General features: G+C 35.8%; 22 protein-coding genes. 2 read left to right on the forward strand and 20 right to left on the reverse strand.

Annotation, left to right across the window (positions count from 1 at the left end; genetic code table 11):
• From C8D94_RS05145 to C8D94_RS05160, 4 genes are read right to left on the reverse strand one after another with little or no spacing between them, the layout of a single operon-like run.
• Window positions 1-579: a conjugal transfer protein gene (locus C8D94_RS05145; protein WP_115122795.1), complete on the reverse strand. Its 579-nt coding sequence runs from the start codon at window positions 577-579 to the stop codon at window positions 1-3.
• A 47-nt stretch (window positions 580-626) separates the two neighbouring features.
• Window positions 627-3,029 carry a TraG family conjugative transposon ATPase gene (locus C8D94_RS05150; RefSeq protein WP_115122796.1) on the reverse strand — a complete coding sequence of 801 codons (2,403 nt, stop codon included), beginning with the start codon at window positions 3,027-3,029 and terminating at the stop codon, window positions 627-629.
• Window positions 3,016-3,300, reverse strand: coding sequence for a hypothetical protein (locus C8D94_RS05155; RefSeq protein ID WP_115122797.1), 285 nt, complete (start codon window positions 3,298-3,300; stop codon window positions 3,016-3,018). The genes C8D94_RS05150 and C8D94_RS05155 overlap by 14 nt, the downstream gene beginning before the upstream one ends.
• Window positions 3,300-3,587: a hypothetical protein gene (locus tag C8D94_RS05160; protein ID WP_115122798.1), complete on the reverse strand. Its 288-nt coding sequence runs from the start codon at window positions 3,585-3,587 to the stop codon at window positions 3,300-3,302. Before C8D94_RS05160 ends, C8D94_RS05155 begins: the two co-directional genes overlap by 1 nt.
• A 189-nt stretch (window positions 3,588-3,776) precedes the next feature.
• Between C8D94_RS05160 and C8D94_RS05165 the strand changes: the two genes are divergently transcribed.
• Window positions 3,777-4,412 carry an N-acetylmuramoyl-L-alanine amidase family protein gene (locus tag C8D94_RS05165; protein WP_115122799.1) on the forward strand — a complete coding sequence of 212 codons (636 nt, stop codon included), beginning with the start codon at window positions 3,777-3,779 and terminating at the stop codon, window positions 4,410-4,412.
• 163 nt (window positions 4,413-4,575) lie between these two features.
• On the opposite strand, the gene acnA is transcribed toward C8D94_RS05165, so the two are convergent.
• From acnA to C8D94_RS15175, 8 genes are all read right to left on the reverse strand, one after another.
• Entirely contained in the window at window positions 4,576-7,356 is a 2,781-nt protein-coding gene (gene acnA, locus C8D94_RS05170) for an aconitate hydratase AcnA (protein ID WP_115122800.1), read from the reverse strand.
• Window positions 7,357-7,380: 24 nt separating this feature from the next.
• On the reverse strand, window positions 7,381-7,608 hold the full coding sequence (locus C8D94_RS05175) for a hypothetical protein (protein WP_115122801.1): 228 nt from the start codon (window positions 7,606-7,608) through the stop codon (window positions 7,381-7,383).
• A gap of 129 nt (window positions 7,609-7,737) precedes the next feature.
• A complete protein-coding gene (locus tag C8D94_RS05180; RefSeq protein WP_115122802.1) occupies window positions 7,738-8,580 on the reverse strand; it encodes a universal stress protein in 843 nt (280 codons plus the stop codon).
• A 12-nt stretch (window positions 8,581-8,592) separates the two neighbouring features.
• Window positions 8,593-8,982, reverse strand: a complete 390-nt coding sequence (locus C8D94_RS05185) for a hypothetical protein (protein ID WP_115122803.1) — start codon at window positions 8,980-8,982, stop codon at window positions 8,593-8,595.
• Window positions 8,983-8,994: 12 nt separating this feature from the next.
• Window positions 8,995-9,417, reverse strand: coding sequence for a hypothetical protein (locus C8D94_RS05190; RefSeq protein WP_115122804.1), 423 nt, complete (start codon window positions 9,415-9,417; stop codon window positions 8,995-8,997).
• Window positions 9,418-9,428: 11 nt separating this feature from the next.
• A complete protein-coding gene (locus C8D94_RS05195) occupies window positions 9,429-9,848 on the reverse strand; it encodes a GreA/GreB family elongation factor (protein ID WP_115122805.1) in 420 nt (139 codons plus the stop codon).
• A gap of 25 nt (window positions 9,849-9,873) precedes the next feature.
• Complete coding sequence (locus C8D94_RS05200) at window positions 9,874-11,181, reverse strand: Glu/Leu/Phe/Val family dehydrogenase (RefSeq protein ID WP_115122806.1); 1,308 nt, start codon at window positions 11,179-11,181, stop codon at window positions 9,874-9,876.
• A gap of 339 nt (window positions 11,182-11,520) precedes the next feature.
• Window positions 11,521-11,700 (reverse strand): hypothetical protein, encoded by a 180-nt coding sequence (locus tag C8D94_RS15175; RefSeq protein WP_147278497.1) that lies wholly within the window; start codon window positions 11,698-11,700, stop codon window positions 11,521-11,523.
• 349 nt (window positions 11,701-12,049) lie between these two features.
• On the opposite strand from C8D94_RS15175, the gene C8D94_RS05205 reads away from it, so the two are divergent.
• Complete coding sequence (locus tag C8D94_RS05205) at window positions 12,050-12,661, forward strand: MarC family protein (RefSeq protein ID WP_115122807.1); 612 nt, start codon at window positions 12,050-12,052, stop codon at window positions 12,659-12,661.
• Window positions 12,662-12,755: 94 nt separating this feature from the next.
• Here the strand turns inward: C8D94_RS05205 and C8D94_RS05210 are convergent, their stop codons facing one another.
• From C8D94_RS05210 to C8D94_RS05245, 8 genes are all read right to left on the reverse strand, one after another.
• Window positions 12,756-14,093 carry a sigma-54-dependent transcriptional regulator gene (locus C8D94_RS05210; RefSeq protein WP_115122808.1) on the reverse strand — a complete coding sequence of 446 codons (1,338 nt, stop codon included), beginning with the start codon at window positions 14,091-14,093 and terminating at the stop codon, window positions 12,756-12,758.
• 15 nt (window positions 14,094-14,108) lie between these two features.
• Window positions 14,109-15,188: a sensor histidine kinase gene (locus tag C8D94_RS05215; protein WP_115122809.1), complete on the reverse strand. Its 1,080-nt coding sequence runs from the start codon at window positions 15,186-15,188 to the stop codon at window positions 14,109-14,111.
• 97 nt (window positions 15,189-15,285) lie between these two features.
• Window positions 15,286-15,909 carry a hypothetical protein gene (locus C8D94_RS05220; protein WP_115122810.1) on the reverse strand — a complete coding sequence of 208 codons (624 nt, stop codon included), beginning with the start codon at window positions 15,907-15,909 and terminating at the stop codon, window positions 15,286-15,288.
• Between the two features lie 280 nt (window positions 15,910-16,189).
• Entirely contained in the window at window positions 16,190-16,480 is a 291-nt protein-coding gene (locus tag C8D94_RS05225; protein WP_245946184.1) for a hypothetical protein, read from the reverse strand.
• Between the two features lie 82 nt (window positions 16,481-16,562).
• Window positions 16,563-16,904: a cupin domain-containing protein gene (locus C8D94_RS05230; RefSeq protein ID WP_115122811.1), complete on the reverse strand. Its 342-nt coding sequence runs from the start codon at window positions 16,902-16,904 to the stop codon at window positions 16,563-16,565.
• A gap of 12 nt (window positions 16,905-16,916) precedes the next feature.
• Window positions 16,917-17,282 carry a group III truncated hemoglobin gene (locus C8D94_RS05235; RefSeq protein ID WP_115122812.1) on the reverse strand — a complete coding sequence of 122 codons (366 nt, stop codon included), beginning with the start codon at window positions 17,280-17,282 and terminating at the stop codon, window positions 16,917-16,919.
• On the reverse strand, window positions 17,283-17,705 hold the full coding sequence (locus C8D94_RS05240) for a cytochrome C (protein WP_115122813.1): 423 nt from the start codon (window positions 17,703-17,705) through the stop codon (window positions 17,283-17,285).
• The gene (locus C8D94_RS05245) at window positions 17,705-18,082 is read right to left on the reverse strand and encodes a hypothetical protein (RefSeq protein ID WP_245946185.1); all 378 of its coding nucleotides are present in this window, start codon (window positions 18,080-18,082) and stop codon (window positions 17,705-17,707) included. Before C8D94_RS05245 ends, C8D94_RS05240 begins: the two co-directional genes overlap by 1 nt.
• Between the last annotated feature and the right edge of the window lies 1 nt (window position 18,083).

Below are 18,083 nucleotides of genomic sequence, written 5' to 3' on the forward strand. Positions count from 1 at the left end.
TTAATAGCTGGTTTCGCGGTTATTTACTTTGTCCTGCATTTTTCTGAAGGAAATGATATCCCGATAGCGCTTTGTTTTTAGCATCACATCGGCCACCATTTCAGTAGACTGCATTTCCTTTTCCTTGAGAACTTCCGCACGTTCGGCATCAGTCATTTTTAGGTAATCACTCGATAAGATTTCATCAATAAAATCTACAGTGTCCAAAGAGTTTTGTACAATGGCATCGAATGATTCCACGACTCGGCTGACTTCGTCTGGTTTGATGTAGGGCGAATTCAAAATGTCCTGTAAGTCATTTTGCATTACGTCTATAAGGCGTTGGTTGTTTTGCCCAATTTCCTGCACAGCCTTAAGCTGCCGTACTACACTGGAAACCTTCTCGATGCTTTCCTTTGCATCTTTCAGAAACTTTACAGATTTGACTAATTGGCTCGTCTGTTTTGCAGATTCCAATAGCGATTTTACCAAGCTGATAAAATTGGTGTTGTCATAGACAGGCATCCCTTGGCACGTAGCACGTGCAGGCAATAAAAAAATTATTGCAGTTGTGATAATTAAGATTTTTGTTTTACTCATTGTAAAACATTTTTTTAGGTATTCGTGAATCTTCGATTTCATATTATTTAATTTTTAGATGAATATTCAGTGATTGCTTTTTCCATATTTTGATGCTTTTCGTAAAGCCTCATTATTTCCTCATTTTCCTGTCCGTCTGTGAGGTAAGCTGCGAAGACTTCCTTCGGAACTTCCAAACGAAAAATGTTGCTTTCTTTGCCAATCTTGATGAACATTTCGGTGTACTTGCGTGGTCCGGAAAGGTTGTTTTTGATAGATTTTAATTGGTTTAGGTCGTGGCTTGATAGGTTGAGCCTTTTGACCAGTTCCGTATATCCTTTTTCATTATTCAGGCTATATATTACTTGTGTGTTTTCAAGTATGCTTGCTGAAGTGGAATTGTTGGGCAGTTGGTTTATCGACTGAAGGATAATACCAATGGCACCGTTTTGCTTTCGAATTGCTTGATAATAAAATTCTACACTTTCCAGTACGTTCTCAAACTTCAATTGCTTGGCAAACTCATCAAAAAGGATGATTCCTTTTTCAGCACGGTTTTTCCAAATCGTTCTTTGGATGGCAGATTTGATTAGTTTCAGCATAACAGACAAAATTTCTTTATTGTCCTTTACTTCATCCAGTTCAAAAACTATCAACCGTTTATCTTCAATTTTATAGGTTTGGTCTTCGCTCACTTCAAAAAGGAAGCTATATAGACCATCGCCGACATACTCTGACATTATGTGTAAAAAGTTTGTAATATTGAAGTAGTCGGGATGGATTTTAAGTTGCTTTAAAAGGCTTCCTTGGTTACTTTCAATAAAATGATAGAAACTATCTAAGGAATGATTCTCGGGAGTATTTTTATAATAGTATCGAAGAATCTTTTTAATGGAAACCGATTGTGCCTTGGTTACTTTTAAATCTGATGCGAATAACTCAAAGAGAAACACAGATAAATCTTCTAAACGCTCTGGTGTCAAGTCGTTTGTGTCACTAATATAAAAAGGATTGATGCCCAAATTCTTTCCACTTTCATATCTTAGAACGGTGTACTTTCTGGAATAGAGTTTGGCAAACTTAGTGTACGAGCCGCCTAAATCAATGATGACCAGTCGGACACCACTTTCAAAATACTGACGTAGAATATTATTTGCCAAGAACGATTTTCCCTCGCCCGTTGGGGCGAAAATGGCAAAATTTCGAGCTTTGATGCGTTTTTTTCGTTCATCCCAAACATCTTTAAGAACGGGAATATTATGCTCACGGTCATTAAAGATGATTCCGGTAGCATCACTTTTGTAGTTGGTGTTATTGATGAACAGGCAGAGTGCGTGTTTTAAATCGGTTACGTATAAGTCTGAATTAGAGAAGTTGGATGAAAAACAGCAATAGCTGTTCAGTATATAATTCTTCCGTTCTTCGCCTCTTGGGTAATATGGGATGATATCCAGTTCCTTAAATTCGGTTTTTATCTTAGAGCCTATTTTCCCTAATTCACTGACATCCTTAGACCAAAACACAATATTCAAATGCCCACGGATAATTCGTGCGTTGTCATCGGCATTGATTTGGTCAAGGATGTGCTGGATTTTTCCCAGTACTACTTTGTTCTGTGAGCCAAAATTGGAACTCTTGTTCAATTCCTCGATTTTCTTATCGAGTAACTTTCGCCACTTTTGTTTATCGTCCAGATAAAGGATTTGATTAACAATGTGGTTCTCGTTCAAAGTCAGACCAAGGCCATCGATAAATCCCTGATGGAATACAAAATCATCTGAAGTAAACCGTTCATTAGTTTTACTGCTCTGTACACTTTCGCCAAAACATAGCTCGCTATTAATGGCAAGGGCATCAAAGTGGTTTTCACCAATATTCATATTGGATTTTTCCAAAAGTATATCGGTATCATAGCCTTCGTTAAATCCATTGAAATACCCAGTTGTCAGGTCTTGGATTTCTTCAGCTTTAAGCGGAACAAACTCCATCTTCCGGCTGTTATTGATAAAGGAAATAGAATCACTTACCGAACCAATAAAACTGTTTACATTATCATCGAGTTGCTGTACAATCCCTTTTGAAACTTTTCGGAATGGATTGACATATTTTGAATTATTGAGTGCCTTGTTTTTGGTCAGGATAAAGAATAAGAAACACTTATGTTCGATATACTCACGCCCTTTAAAATACTCGTGGGTGGCTTTTTCCAAAAAGGTAGTATTGGGCAATTGTCGTGAAGAATAGGATTTCTTCAGATAAATATCCTGTTTATGGACAACCGTGCCAACAGGCAACGATTTTAACGCCTGAAACCAAGCGCCGTGTATATCCTCAAAATCGGTTGCAGATAGCGAATAGATTTCGGGTAAATTTCCCTTAAAGCATATCACTACGTTGCCATTATTGGCAAAAATGATATTGTCTTGAATATCTGCAATTGGGTTATATGCCGAAAGGTTAATCTTTTTCATAATCGAACCCTGAGTTTCTTTTGTTACTAATGATTTGTGGAAAAACCTTGGCGGTCTGGAATAGCTGTGGGTTGTTCGCAATTCTTGTTAGAGCGATATACAATCCTGAATTAAACACCATCACACCTATAATAATCCCAAAGCTGAAAGAGAAGATGATGACCAAGAGCGATGCTATAATTGAAATCATCATCAAGGCAAACAGCGAAATGGGCAGCCCGAAAATGACCGCCCTTTTTCTGATGTTTTTATAGACCTCGAACCGTTTCATTATACTACGATTGAGATTAGGTACGTAAAGATTCCCACGACTGCACCTGCGATAAGTACGAATACAAGCACTCTAGTAATCCCTTTTTTGAGGTCCGCATTCTCGCCGAAGAAATGCCCGGCATTAAATAAGAAACCAACAAGGAAGATAACCCCAAGCAAAATGGGGAAGATGGCCCGGATAGTATCTCCAATGTCGTTTACCGAATCTTCAATACCCCCAAGTTGTGCAAAGGCTGGAGCCGAAATCAATGAGAGTGCCAATAATAGAAGCAATGATTTTTTCATAATGTTTGTTTTAATGCCCTTATAATGTTGATTGTGAAGGCAGTGTATGAATAAACTTTGCGAAATCTATTAGGAAAAGAAGCTGAGAGTAGAAAATCTCCAAACTTTAACTTGAAATGTTGTTAAACTTTGTAAAATTCTTAGGGAAATGACTAATTCGTTGAAAATTGTGTAGCAAAAGAAAAAATTATGGTTCGATTAGTCACTTTGATAGCCTTTACATTTTGGCTTATGCCGAATTTAGGTTTTGGTCAATCACATAAGAATGGCAAAACGATCATTATAATAGATCCTGGCCACGGCGGAAGTGATTCGGGTGCCGTTGGTGTTAATGAAATTCGTGAAAAGGATAAAGTGCTCAACGTTTCAAAGGAAATTATAAGTTTGAATGAAAGTCTATTTGGAAATACTTATGATATCTACCTCACAAGATATGAGGACACTTTGATTTCCTTAAAAGATAGGGCAGCATTGGCGAAGAAGTTTAATGCCGACTTATTTGTTTCTCTGCACTGCAATCATTCCATCAACTCAAATGCAAAGGGTGTAGAAGTGTTTGTGCCAAAACAAGGGAAATATATTCGGGAATCCATTCAAATGGCATATCAACTTCAAAAGGGACTAAAGGAAAATATTGGTTTCAAGAGTAGGGGTGTAAAGTTTGCCAACTTTCAAGTGTTACGTGAATCAGTAGGTTATTGTCCTACTGTATTGATAGAATTGGGTTTCCTGTCTAATAGCAATGAAGCGCTACACCTTACTGAGGAGGAAAATGTATTGGCTATTGCGTTGTCTATTTTAAGTAGTTTTCAAATTAAAAAATGAGGTTATGAGAGAGCTGTTCAAAGAGGTTTTTCAAAGTTTAAAAGAAGTTATTTTCAAAATATTTTTTGAATTTAAAAATAGTATCACTGGTTTTAAGAAACCAAGATGAAGCCTTAGCTAACCGCAGAAAAAAATACTATTAATATTTTTTGAATTCTTTTTTTTATTCCTTTAAAAACTGTCTAAGAACATACTGTAAAATGCCCCCTTGTTTGATGTATTCCACCTCGATCTCCGAATCCAATCTGGTTAGTGCTTTAAATGTAATTTCTGAACCGTCTTCTTTTCGAGCAGTTACATTTAATTCTTTACCTGGTTTAAGACCAGTTTCTATTCCGGTAATGGATATAGTTTCGTGTCCAGATAATCCCAAAGAATTAGCATTTTCCCCTTTTTTGAATTTCAGAGGTAAAACACCCATTCCAACCAAATTAGATCGATGGATACGTTCGTAGGAACTAGCGATGACCGCTTTTATACCCAATAAACTTGCGCCTTTCGCCGCCCAGTCACGCGAAGAACCGGAACCGTATTCACTCCCGGCCAGTACAATCAAGGGAGTATCGTTTTCCATATATTTCATAGCGGCATCATACACACTCATTTCCTTATTTTCGGGAAAATAGGTAGTAAAACCACCTTGTTTTGACACAATTTCATTCTTGATAAACACATTGGCAAAAGTGCCACGCATCATTACTTCGTGATTACCTCTTCTGGAGCCGTATGAATTGAACATCGCTCTTTCTATACCCTTGGATTTTAGATATTGTCCGGCGGGGCTCTCTTCTGAAAATGAGCCTGCGGGGGAAATATGATCTGTCGTGACGGAGTCGCCTAACTTAATCAGCACTCTTGCACCTTTAATGTTTTGTAATGGTTCAGGGGTTTCACTAATATCTTTGAAGAATGGAATTTCCTTTATGTAAGTGGAATCATCTTTCCATTCATAGTTTAAACCCGTAGGTGCAGGCAGGTTTTTCCATTGTTCTTCCCCGTCGAAAATCACAGCATACTCTTGAGCATAATCTTCTTTGGTAGTAGAATATTCAATTGCTTCCTGAATTTCGTGTTGAGTAGGCCAGATATCCTTTAAATAAATATCCTTACCATTCATATCTTGTGTAAGAGGCTCATCTAAGAGATTAATATCTACTCGCCCAGCAATAGCATATGCAACTACTAACATTGGTGAAGCCAAAAAGTTCATCTGTATTTTAGGATGTATCCTTGCTTCAAAGTTTCGATTTCCACTTAAAACGGAAGCCGCAACAAGGTCGCAATCGTCGATGGCTTTTTCAATATGAGGTGGTAATGGGCCTGAATTTCCAATACACGTAGTGCATCCGTATCCTACTACGTGAAACTTCAAGGCTTCAAGGTGTTGTAACAACCCAGCTCTCTCTAAATAATTAGTTACAACTTTTGAGCCCGGTGCCAAAGAGGTTTTTACCCAAGGTTTTACATCAAGTCCTTTTTCTACCGCTTTTTTAGCAACCAAACCAGCACCAATCATTACCGAAGGGTTTGAGGTATTTGTACAGGATGTAATTGCAGCCACTACGATTGATCCATCGCTTAATGCATATTCTTGATTTCCTTTGCTGATACGGACCGATTGTAGAGGAGTTTTGTTTTCAATGTTTATTTCTACATCATCTGCTACTTTTTGGTCTCTAAATCTTTTATTGAAACGAGTGCCCGAACCGCCTTCTTCATACCAAGTGTCGCGTTCTTCCAACGGAATGTAATCACGACCGTGTACTTCTTTCAAAAGATTGCCGAATTGATTTTTCAAATCTCGTACTAGGATTTTATCCTGAGGACGTTTTGGTCCAGCGACGGAAGGTTCCAAAATAGATAAATCAACGGTGATTACATCTGAATACTCAATGTCTTCTTTGCCAGTACGCCATAAAAGATTGTTCTTACAATAATTTTCAACGAGATCTATCTGCTCTTCTTTGCGATTTGTTTTTTCCATATACCGTACCGTTTGTACGTCTATAGGAAAGTATGTGATTGTACAGCCAAATTCTGGTGACATATTCGCGATGGTAGCACGGTCAGGTACCGATAAATAATCTAAACCATCACCAAACACTTCCACGAAATCCCCCACAACGCCATAGTTGCGCATTTGATTAGTTATTTCAAGCACCATATCGGTAGCCGTAATACCTTCGGGTAGTTTTCCTATTAATTGTAGACCGATAACCTTGGGACTTGAAAAATAAATGGGTTGACCTAACAAAGCTGCTTCTGCTTCAATACCTCCAACACCCCAGCCTACAACTCCTATGCCGTTAACCATTGGTGTATGGGAATCGGTTCCGACCAATGTATCGGGATAAGCCCATCCATCCCTCATTACGATACCTTTCGCAAGATATTCTAGATTTACCTGATGACAAATACCCATTCCAGGGGGGACTACCGTAAAATCTTCAAAAGCGTTTTGTGCCCATTTTAACAATTCATACCGTTCACTATTCCGCTTATATTCATATTCTACATTTTTTCTATATGCATAATCAGTACCAAAAAAATCTACTTGTACTGAATGATCTATGATTAAATCGACAGGCACTTTAGGATTGATTTTGGCACCATCCTTTCCTTTTCTAATAGCCTCAGAACGAATAGCTGCAATATCTACAACTGCGGGAACACCTGTAAAATCCTGCATTAACACACGGGCTGGTTTATAGGGGATTGAAGCATCACTCCCTTTAGGATTCCAATTAATAAGGTTTTCTATATGTTTATCAGAGACCAAAAAGCCATCATAATTACGCAAAGCGTTTTCCAATAAAATACGAATTGAAAATGGTAGTCTTTTAACTTTTGGATATTCCTTTGCAACCTTTTCAAGGCTAATGAATTTCAGGCTTTTCCCTTGTACTTGAAACGTGCTTTCGAAAGTATTTTTGTCAATTTTCATTTGTAGATTATTTACTTAAAAATACTAAAAAGTTTCTAGTCTTCCCTTCAACCTAACTTCTATCTTTTTCTTTTTTTGTGTCAGACGTTTCATCACGTCCATAAGTTTTGGATCTTTAGACTTTTTATATTCTTCGTTTATTCCCAAAATAAGTCGTTTTGCTACACGAGATGCCGCGACACGGTCACTAGTAGTCATATTGCTCATTTTGGCTTTTTCAAATTCTTTGGCTTCTCGCAAAATTTTTTCCATTTTTAATCTTCATTTAAACTTTCAACTAAAAAATAGGCGCAGGTACTAACCAGCTGAGGATTGCCATAGTGGCTAAACCAATTAGTACTGCGACTATGTAGAACGTACGGTTGCTCATCGACTTCATAATTATCTATGTAAAGCGATTACGGGTGTGCTTGGCAATGGACCCAGATTAGTTATTCGTGAATGACTAATACCTAACTTTCTCCAAAAATCTGGCTTCCTATCTATAAGGCACATAATGTAATCTGAATGATATCTTGCAAAGTCTTTAAGCGCCGGCGCATTTTTTATATACTCTACTTCAATCTTTTCCCCTGAGAGCATTTCAAGATGATAGCGCACTTTGCACTGATTGGATTTTTGTTTTTCAGTTAATTCCTCTTTTCCAGACAGAGTTACGATTTTTATGCTCCCTTTCGCAATTTGTACCAATTCATACCAATTTTCAAGTTCGCTTATAGGAAGGTCTATATCAAATCTTGAAACCAGTACAAATTTGGGTTTTTTATACATTTCCGCTGAAGAAGGGATAATCATTACTGGGCATTCCCGAATATGCTCTATGATGCGTTTGGTATTTCGGCTATATCGTATTGAATCTTCCCCTTTTTGGTCTTTTCCTGGGAGCACTACCAAATCAATTTTAATGTCTTTAATAGCTTTTTTCATACCCTCGATAAGGTTTGAATATTCAGAAATTGCGCTAAAACGATGTTTACTATCTCGGTTATTAAAGGCATATTTTTGAATTAATTTACCAAGATTATCTTCAGAATTGTGTTTAGGTTCGTCATACCAATCATCATCTGCCTGAAGTAGATCTATGGTATTAAGACCTGATAGATCATAGGTGTACGTATTCAGAAAATAAAATTCGCATTGCTCACGCTTAAAAAAATTGATAGCATAATCAATTGCATCGTAGCTATTGAATTTAAAGTCGATAGGAATTAATATTTTTTTCATCTTTTCTAAATTTTATCTGCGTTGATATTTGGATAACTTATGGTATATCCCTTTTTTAAATTGTGTGAACTCTTGAATGAATGCTATGTGTGTATCACGTTTCTTTTCGTGTTCTTTAGCGCGGCTTACGTTATATTCTCTTTTTCCGTATTCATACTCGGTATTGAGTTCCTGTTCGTATTTGCAAAGCATTGCCAACAACAATGTGTTTTTCCTGCGTAATGCTTGTAGAGTTACTTCTACATCGTACTCTTTTATTAACTGTTGTTCAATAATTTTTAAATAATCAATTTCAGTGTTAATGGCTGTAATTGCATCCATCCAATGGCTCAATGCTATAAGGTCTTTTTTTATACAGAGCCTTCGGTGCGCGTCAATCTTAAATGGGAGTTCGATTTCCAAAATAGTGTGCGCTTACGATATTCCATTCAACAGCGTGAATTTACCCTGTACTTTACTAAAAAACTCATCTTTTAATCTTCTATACTTGTCAAGATGGTACAGATAACTTCTCCTGTAGCTTTCGTGTTCTGTAATGTAGGCCATATCACATTGAGTATCCTCGCACTCTATGATTTCGCTTCTCGTATTCATATATTTTTGAAGCGCTCTTAATAGCGTGTCATTTTCAGTTTCTTTTTTCTGAAATTTTTGAACAACGCTTTCATCTTCCAGACGTTGATCCAAATCCTCGCTACAAAGCCCAATTAAATTGTTGAGTTCTTTCTTGATGTATTTAAGATGATTGATCCAGTTGTCAAGCTCAATAGTGTTTATTTTATGTGTTACGTCCACATCGTTATCGTGATTATATATTTCTGTTTGTAAGGTTTCCATTGCTTTATTTTTTAAATAGGTACTTCAATTTTTTTTTGAGTTGTGTCCTGTGTTACTGTCACAATCTTTATTTTTTGGGTTCCCGAAGGAAAATCCCATTCAATCGTATCCCCTTCAGAATAACCAAACAGCGCTGATCCCATAGGTGTAAGGATTGATATTTTATCCTTTTTAGCATCTTTTTCTGAAGGAATAACCAGTTGAAGGGTTTTCTCCCACCCATTTGCAGAATACACCATAATCTTACTGTTGAAACGAATTACATCTTCTGGCATATCGGTCTCATCCACGATTTGTGCATCTTTAAGTTCATTGCTCAACCGTTGGAGCGATTTTTGAGTTTCAAAATTCTCGGCATATCCCGAAATATTTAGGATACGTTTTAAGTACACATACTCCTTTTTTTCTAATATTATGCTTCCGTATTTCATTTTTGGTATTTTTTAATGTTATTAATTAAGGAAATATTCCCCGTTGGATATAGGCCTTTTCGATACGTCTAATTGCGATGCAATAGGCTGCTGTTCTCAAATCCATTCCTTCTTTCTCAGCATAATCAAAAACCTTATTAAAGGATTCACGCATCTTTTTATCGAGTTTTGCCATTACTTCATCTAATTGCCATAGCTCGCCGTTTCGGTTCTGTAACCATTCAAAATAACTACCTACGACACCTCCCGAATTACATAAGATATCTGGAATAATAGTTACACCCTTTTCCAGCAGTACCTTCTCACCTTCCACATTGGTTGGGCCATTGGCACCTTCAGCAATAAGTCTTGCTTTGATGTTAGCGGCATTTTCTTTTGTAATCTGGTTTCCAAGTGCGGCCGGGATACAGATATCACATTCAGTAGTAAAAAACTTTTCATTATCAAGATCAAAAGCTCCAGGAAATCCTGAGATGCTTCCATTGTTTACTTTACTATAATTGAAAAGGTCTTCTACCTGGATGCCATTGGTGCTTCTAATACTTCCAAAAGCATCTTGTACGGCCACCAGCTTTGCACCTTCTTTTTCCAAGAAATGAGATGCCCAGTAGCCTACATTGCCAAATCCTTGAACAATGAATTTCTTTCCTTTTAATGTTTCTTTGTTTTTTTCTGCCCAAAATTTGATATTCAAAAACACGCCATATCCAGTAGCCCGGTCACGTCCTTCTAATCCGCCACTACCATCTGGTTTACCAGTAACTACGTGTTGATTTGCCGTACGTTCTGCTGGTGGACGAGTGCTCATATACGTATCTGCAATCCAAGCCATTGTCTGGCTATTTGTGTTTACATCTGGAGCTGGAATATCGTGTTCTGGTCCTATGTTATCTGCCAAGGCAAAAGTGAACCTACGAGTAATACGTTCTAACTCAGCTTGTGAATATTTAGAAGGATCTAACTGGATGCCTCCTTTACCACCACCATACGGTAAACCAGCCAGTGAGGTTTTCCAGGTCATCCACATAGCTAAGGCTCTTGCGGCATCTATTTCTACCGTAGGGTGGTAGCGCAATCCACCTTTATAAGGGCCCAAGGCGTTATTGTGCTGTACTCTATATCCAGTAAAGATTTCTACCTCACCACTATCCATTTTCACAGGAAAATGTACGATGATTTCATTATTAGTAATACTTAAAATCTTTCGGATGTTTGGATGAAGGTTAATATGGTTTGCAGCACTATTAAATTGCTCCATCACATTATCCATCATTCCCTTTACAGGCGTTTTTTTCTTTTTAGTATTATTTACTTCTGCTGTGATTGTTGTCATAAGTATAAACCGTTTTAAGCGGATTTTTTTATTTTTCGTGTTTATTTAAAGAGTCGATTGGTGATACTTCTTTCATTATACTTTTTGATGATGTATCTTCTTCTTCGTTTGAGAATTTCTTCTCTTTTTTGACTATTATTATCTATTTGGGATTGTGTGTTCATAGCATTAATGTTAAAAAGGATTATTAATTAAGCCTCTGTTTCGCAGATTTCGTCTGTTTGCAAATCTGTAAGGGCTATCTTGTATGGTGCTGAATTGTAATTTGTTCCTCAGCTCTTTTTTTCCGACTAAATTTGTGACTAACTTGTTAAGAATCATTTTATTTTTGTTTTAAGGTTATGCCATTACCATTTCTGGTTTTTCTTTATTTATATTGTTTACGAGGTGTTGGTTTTTTGCTTCTGTAGCTCCTTCCTCGTACTCACTACAAGACCATACCTGGCTCTTGTCGTGAGTAATCACACAGCTATCTCTATGGATGCAGGTGGGACAAATATTGAATGTGTTTGGTTTCATAGTACATTGTTATTATTTTCTATACATAAGGCAATCTATATGCCATTGGGCGTGCCAAAAAATGCTTTAAGCGAAGAAACCCTTGCTGTATAAGGCTTCTTAGTGTTTCTTTGGAAGTACTTATGAATTGAGTGCTGGGGTATAACTACCCAGTTGGGAGAAATTGAACCATCATTAGATTGTTGTCAATAATGTAAATAATACCAGAAGTAAGTAGAATATGATAAAGTTGATTTTCACGTTATACGTCAATTTTATTTAACTTGGCATTTGAAACAAGCAATTAGCATTAAAAAAAATCTGCTGTAATAGATTTTAATTGGTCCTGATTGAATAATTCAGATCAAATATGCACGAACTTACCGCCGCTTTTATATTTTTATTTGCTGTTATTGATCCAATTGGTTCAGTGCCTGTATTTATTGCTGTGACAAAAGATTATAATGAACGTGAAAAAAGAAAAATTGCTTTTAAGGCAGTTCTTTTCTCAGCTCTAATACTTATATTCTTTATTATTGGAGGAGAATTAATTCTTGATGCAATTGATATTTCTCTTTCTTCATTTCAAATAGCGGGAGGGATTGTACTTTTTCTTTTTGCTTTAACTATGATATTTGGAGAAAGTAAACCAGAAACAGAAATAAAAAAGATTAAGAACACCACTGAAACAGCTATTTTTCCAATTGCGATGCCTTCAATAGCAGGTCCAGGAGCGATGCTTGCGGTAGTGTTATTAACAAAAAATGCTGAGTACAGTATTTGGGAGCAAGTTCAATCAAGTTTAGTATTAATAGTTGTTTTGATAATAGTATTGATTTTCTTACTGCTTGCAACAAAAGTCCAGAGAATAATTGGCGATGCTGGTGCTAGTATTATTAGTAGGGTAATGGGATTAATTTTATCTGCTGTTGCGGTTGCAAATGTTATTGAGGGTATTAAGGAATCTTTTAATTTTCTATAATAATTTTATCAATAGTAATATGTGCCCTGACTCTACTCGAAATAATTACTTAGAGATATTTAAAAGATCAGTAGCTTAATTTATGGTCATTCACTTAATCTGACAGTTTTTGTCGAATTGTCTTTCTATCAATCCCTAAAATCTCAGCAGCTTTGGTCTTGTTGTTATTAGTAGCATTCAAAACTTTTTGAATATATCTTTTCTCAATCTCTTTAAGCGGAAGTAGTTCGCCTTTGGGAAAATCTATGTTGTATTTTAATGAATCGGGGAGGTCTTCTACATCAATGTGTCTATCGCACATTATGACGGCTCGCTGTATTACGTTTTCAAGTTCACGGATATTTCCGGGCCAATCATATCTTTGTAATATTTCCGAAGCCTCTGAACTTATTTTAATAAAACGGTCTTTGTATTCTACACCGTATTTAAAGAGAAATTTATCCACGAGAAGGGGAATGTCTTCCTTACGTTCTCGCAAAGGTGCTACCTCAATTTCCACCACCGTAAGACGGTAATATAGATCTTCTCTAAAGGTTTCTTTTTTAATCATTTCCTTTAGGTCGCTATTGGTAGCTGCAATAATACGAACATCAATTTTATCTGCCTTTTGTGCACCAACTTTTACCACTTCTTTTTCCTGAAGCACACGCAACAATCTGGATTGAACCGCTGTAGAAGCATTGCCTATTTCATCGAGAAAAATAGTTCCGCTATTTGCAGCCTGAAAGAATCCATCGCGATTTTTTTCAGCTCCTGTAAACGCACCTTTAGTGTAGCCAAAAAGTTCTGATTCTAATAAATTTTCTGGAATGCCACCACAGTTTACTGCTATAAATGGTGCTCGCGAAAACTTCCCTTGATAATGGATAGCACGTGCTACAAGTTCTTTTCCCGTACCGCTTTCGCCTTTTATGAAAATAGTAGCTTTGTTATCTTTTACACGTTCAATGATCTGTATAACCTCATTTATTTTTTCTGAATTACCGATGATATCACCGTATGCATCACCCTTTTTTTGATCCATTGCTTTTGTTGAAACCGGCTTTTTAGAACTGATGTCCGTGCTTCCTAAAGATTTCTCTATAGCATTACTAAGTTCTTCTTTGGTAAAAGGTTTGGTTAAATAATCGACCACACCAGATTTTATAGCGGCCAGCGAATCCTGCACTGAAGGATAACCGGTGATAACGAGTTTGGGTAGGGCAGGATAGTGTTCTGATACAAATTTGATAAGCTCTGTACCATCTATCTCAGGCATTTTTAAGTCGGTAATAAGCAAGTCTATCTTTGTATCCCGAAGTATTTGAACAGCTTCCTTTACTGAAACAGCTTTATAAGAGTGAAAATTCCACGATTGTAAATGACGTTGTAATAACTCCAGAATATGGATATCATCATCTACTATGAGTATGTTCTCTTTTTTAAACTGCATTCAATTATAAAAGTATTAAGTTTTTGGAAGTTTAACGGTAAACGTTGCGCCTTTTTTTGCATTATTCTCTACGTTTATAGTTCCTTTATGGCTTGCTACTATACCGTGCACCACACTCAATCCAAGACCAGATCCGTCGCCTGTAGGTTTCGTTGTAAAGAATGGCTGGAACACTTTTTCAAGAGCATCATTTGACAGTCCCGGGCCTTCATCGATAATTTTTAAAACGATGTTTTTTTTGGATTGCGAAGCTTCAATGGTAACTAATCCATTTTCTGGTGAGAAGTAAATAGCATTGATTATCAAGTTGAAAATAATTTGTGTTAGTTGTATTGTGTCTGCTTTTAACAATAGTTCTCCCTCTTCAATTTTTACAACATATTTTACATTTGCTTTTTTAAATGAGGCGTCGAGTAGTGCCAATGCATTTTTTATTCTCGGCACCAAATTTACCTGTTTCATTTCCTGTGGCATCTCACAAGCAAAGAACATTAATTTCTTAACCACTTCACGGGAAAAAATCGCATTGTCAATAATCTTGTCCAGATCTGCGCTAACTGATTTGTCAGTCTTAAAATCATCTTTTAGCAATTCGGCAAACCCAAGTATGTTTGCCAAGGGTGTGTTGAGTTCGTGGGCAATTCCGGCTGTAATTTCACCAAGGATGGAAAGCCGGTCTGCACGTTCCATCTGGCGTTTGAGTGAAGTTTCATTCTGTTGAATTTCGATGCGCTCTAAGAGATTTCCAATCTTTAAAGCGACACTATCCAATAATTGCTGCTCTTCTTTTAAAAATGAACTTTTATCATCTTGTAAGGAAGCGATAATAGCCCCATCAGATACGTTAAATATCTGAATTTTAGAACTAAGATGAAGCAACTCGTTCACCGCTCCAGTATTAAATGAAGCTATAGAAGCTGTAATGGAAATCTCGGTTTGTTCTGGAAATTGAAAACCTTTTTTCAAACTTAGTGCAATGGCTTTGAAAGTTTCCTGCATTTGACCAACATCTGCATTTACTATAATAGACGAGATTTCATAGAGGCAGGTAAGCTCTTTAATGCGTTCTTTTAATGTTGCTTCAGTTGTTGTCAATCGTTTATGAGTTTTTTAGCTTTAGTAGAGGTTTTGTTTAAAGGTACAAAGTAACCTTAGTTGGTTTTTAAGCATAACTCAATTATTATTAGTAATACTATTCATATTTGTTAATTCTATAGAAAATTATTACTAAAACAATAATGCCAATGCCTAATAAAAAATAGGTTTCAATACTGGATTTCAACTCGTTTTCACTTAATGATTTTTGTGCATCTAATACGGTTGTCCTAATTTCTGAAACTTGAATGAGTGCTAAATTATCTAAATCAGTTTGGATTATATTGATATCTTCTTCGAGTGCGATATTAATAATATTTTCATCAATAGGTTGATTATATGAATTTTTAAAATATTCGGTTTCTTTAGATTTTAAATCGGTATAATTGTTTTTAAAATTTTCAAAACTTTGAGTTTCGTTATTAGTTAATTCAGTTTCAGAAAATAATATGATTAACGTTTCAATCTCCTTATTTATATTTTCGCTAGCTGCCTGAGTGCCTCTTTTAAGGAATAGTTGTTCTTTTTCGTGTATCAGATTGTTCAATTTATAAATATAATTCTGCGCTAACACACGATCGTTAAAAACCGACACAACGTCCTTATGTGCTGTTTTAAATTGACTATTATCAATACGATTTGCGCCTAAAATTAATAGTACAATAGCTATAAATACTAAAACAATGTTGATACGATTCGCGATGATTCTTTTCTTTGACATAAAGTTTACAATTTAATAAAATTCTTATACAGCAAAATCTTAGACTAAGGTATGGGTTTTTAATTATTTGAATACTAGAATTCAATAATTTAAAACTAATCAATTGCCGTATCGAATATTACAAATTGAATGTCAAAAAAGGGCAAATTTGTGTGGTTGATAGTATACTCAAAAAATCCTCTATTTTAAGTTCTTATACTGAATGTACATAAATCAAAATCTCTTGATTGTCTTATAACTTTATTCGTTGAATATTATCCCTAGACTAAAAATTTCAAATTCATAAATTTATAATGATAAATATTATACTGGTAAGAACACTGAGGATTAAAATATTGAATTGTATTTTTCCTTTTTGCTGTGCTAAGACGGCACCGTTAAATCCCATACATAAAATAACGACTAAAAAAAGTTCAATGATTTGAAAATTTCTTGATAAATCATTGTTCATTAATATCAACATTGCGGCTATAGAACCTATACAGCTTTGACCAATGATAGCTATAGTAGCATATCCATATAGTCCAGATATATATTCAGTTAAAAGCGATTTATACATTTTTGAAATCATAATTAATCTTATTTATAGTTAAAAATCATTATTGGTTAAGTAGTTTTTTTAATTTTTGATTGACTATTCGGATGTTCTTATTCTAAGAAGTTCTAATGTTTTGCACGCGATTCACATTATCTTTCTTAGAAAGTGATAAGCGAACAATACTGTCTTTATTCGCTTTTAAATCGTGAGGTACGTCACCTTCAAGTGCGATGAGATTTCCTTCGGGTAAATGATGTTTGACTCCATTGACACCAAAATCTATGGATCCCTTGAAAACTTCCACAACAATGGGAAATGGCGTTTTATGCTCCTTCATTATGTGACCTTTTTTAAATGCAATTCTTATTTCTTTAGACATTTCTGTCTCCATCAAGACATCTATTTTTGGCTTGCTGTCGCTATATGTTAAAGCTTTGGTAAGTGATGCTGTTTTCATAAAAGTCAGTTTTTAAAAGGATTTATTATTTAGTTTAATTAAAAACATTTCAGCCATTTTTTCAGCTCTCCATTTAGCTTCATCGGCAGCTTTGCCTTTAAAGTTTTCGTCTATTGAACTTTTGAAGAGTTGAAGCCAGCGATCAAAATGCTGCTCGTTAATGGGAAGTTTTCTGTGAGGCATAAAAGGTGAGCCTTTATATGCATATTCGTGTAACAGTACGGTCTGCCAAAAGCGGTACATCGTATCTAAATGTTGCGACCAGTTATCTTTAATAATTCCATTAAAAATAGGGCCTAAAAGATCATCTTTCCGCACTGCTGTGTAGAAGGTGTCTACCATTATTTCTATGTCTTTTCTATCTTTTATTTCTTTCATTTAAAAAAACGATTTGTATGTCCCAATGGTCCAGTGCGTTATAAAATAAAAGATAGCAAAGCCCACAAAAGCTATTATGCAAGCCCAAACCCAAGAGGGCACAGCTTTTGGTGTTTCTGAACCACGAATAATAAATGATTCTGATGTTTCACTACCATAAGCGTTAATGGTAATCGCTGTATTAGACTCTATTACCTCGTTGTCTTTTAGGCCAACGACAGCTATTTCTGGGCCGTTACGAACTTCAAAAGGAATGATTCGCACTCCCTCAACCCCCTTAGATGAGACCGCTTTGATTTTTAGCTGGTGTTTGCCATCCGGAATTTTTGTTGTATCCAAAATTAATTTGACGGGTGGTTCAAATTCTCCAAAGGGAATTTTCTCACCATCTAAAAAAACAGTTACCTTTCTTTTATTTTCCATCAGTCTGTGAGATTATTTTCATTTACCACTAGGTTTTTTATGTGGTCTTTATTTTTTTCTTTCGGCTTTATCAAGTATTTAATGCTCATTATTAACGTAAATCCTACTATGATAATAGCGACGAACATAATAATATAATCTAAGTTGCCGTCTGGACCTTGACCGTGGGTAATATTCTCAAAACCTTTAGGTTGGTTATTCTCACATACAGGGCACCCCACCATTACAAAACTTATAAAAATTGTTATAGATGTTAGAAGTGTCTTTTTTATTTTTTGAGGCATAATTTTTTCTGAAATATTGCATAGTTGTTTAAAATTTCCGAAGAAAACAGTAAACGTTTTCTCAATGCGTACTTGTCTATTTTTTGTCTCCATA

Source organism: Marinirhabdus gelatinilytica (genome assembly GCF_003353425.1).
Lineage (GTDB): Bacteria > Bacteroidota > Bacteroidia > Flavobacteriales > Flavobacteriaceae > Marinirhabdus > Marinirhabdus gelatinilytica.

What these genes read in the sequence shown, in the direction of transcription:
- C8D94_RS05145 (WP_115122795.1), bottom strand. Translation starts at nt 579, where the DNA reads ATGAGTAAAACAAAAATCTTAATTATCACAACTGCAATAATTTTTTTA.
- C8D94_RS05150 (WP_115122796.1), bottom strand. Translation starts at nt 3,029, where the DNA reads ATGAAAAAGATTAACCTTTCGGCATATAACCCAATTGCAGATATTCAA.
- C8D94_RS05155 (WP_115122797.1), bottom strand. Translation starts at nt 3,300, where the DNA reads ATGAAACGGTTCGAGGTCTATAAAAACATCAGAAAAAGGGCGGTCATT.
- C8D94_RS05160 (WP_115122798.1), bottom strand. Translation starts at nt 3,587, where the DNA reads ATGAAAAAATCATTGCTTCTATTATTGGCACTCTCATTGATTTCGGCT.
- C8D94_RS05165 (WP_115122799.1), top strand. Translation starts at nt 3,777, where the DNA reads ATGGTTCGATTAGTCACTTTGATAGCCTTTACATTTTGGCTTATGCCG.
- acnA (WP_115122800.1), bottom strand. Translation starts at nt 7,356, where the DNA reads ATGAAAATTGACAAAAATACTTTCGAAAGCACGTTTCAAGTACAAGGG.
- C8D94_RS05175 (WP_115122801.1), bottom strand. Translation starts at nt 7,608, where the DNA reads ATGGAAAAAATTTTGCGAGAAGCCAAAGAATTTGAAAAAGCCAAAATG.
- C8D94_RS05180 (WP_115122802.1), bottom strand. Translation starts at nt 8,580, where the DNA reads ATGAAAAAAATATTAATTCCTATCGACTTTAAATTCAATAGCTACGAT.
- C8D94_RS05190 (WP_115122804.1), bottom strand. Translation starts at nt 9,417, where the DNA reads ATGGAAACCTTACAAACAGAAATATATAATCACGATAACGATGTGGAC.
- C8D94_RS05195 (WP_115122805.1), bottom strand. Translation starts at nt 9,848, where the DNA reads ATGAAATACGGAAGCATAATATTAGAAAAAAAGGAGTATGTGTACTTA.
- C8D94_RS05200 (WP_115122806.1), bottom strand. Translation starts at nt 11,181, where the DNA reads ATGACAACAATCACAGCAGAAGTAAATAATACTAAAAAGAAAAAAACG.
- C8D94_RS15175 (WP_147278497.1), bottom strand. Translation starts at nt 11,700, where the DNA reads ATGAAACCAAACACATTCAATATTTGTCCCACCTGCATCCATAGAGAT.
- C8D94_RS05205 (WP_115122807.1), top strand. Translation starts at nt 12,050, where the DNA reads ATGCACGAACTTACCGCCGCTTTTATATTTTTATTTGCTGTTATTGAT.
- C8D94_RS05210 (WP_115122808.1), bottom strand. Translation starts at nt 14,093, where the DNA reads ATGCAGTTTAAAAAAGAGAACATACTCATAGTAGATGATGATATCCAT.
- C8D94_RS05220 (WP_115122810.1), bottom strand. Translation starts at nt 15,909, where the DNA reads ATGTCAAAGAAAAGAATCATCGCGAATCGTATCAACATTGTTTTAGTA.
- C8D94_RS05225 (WP_245946184.1), bottom strand. Translation starts at nt 16,480, where the DNA reads ATGATTTCAAAAATGTATAAATCGCTTTTAACTGAATATATATCTGGA.
- C8D94_RS05230 (WP_115122811.1), bottom strand. Translation starts at nt 16,904, where the DNA reads ATGAAAACAGCATCACTTACCAAAGCTTTAACATATAGCGACAGCAAG.
- C8D94_RS05235 (WP_115122812.1), bottom strand. Translation starts at nt 17,282, where the DNA reads ATGAAAGAAATAAAAGATAGAAAAGACATAGAAATAATGGTAGACACC.
- C8D94_RS05240 (WP_115122813.1), bottom strand. Translation starts at nt 17,705, where the DNA reads ATGGAAAATAAAAGAAAGGTAACTGTTTTTTTAGATGGTGAGAAAATT.
- C8D94_RS05245 (WP_245946185.1), bottom strand. Translation starts at nt 18,082, where the DNA reads ATGGAGACAAAAAATAGACAAGTACGCATTGAGAAAACGTTTACTGTT.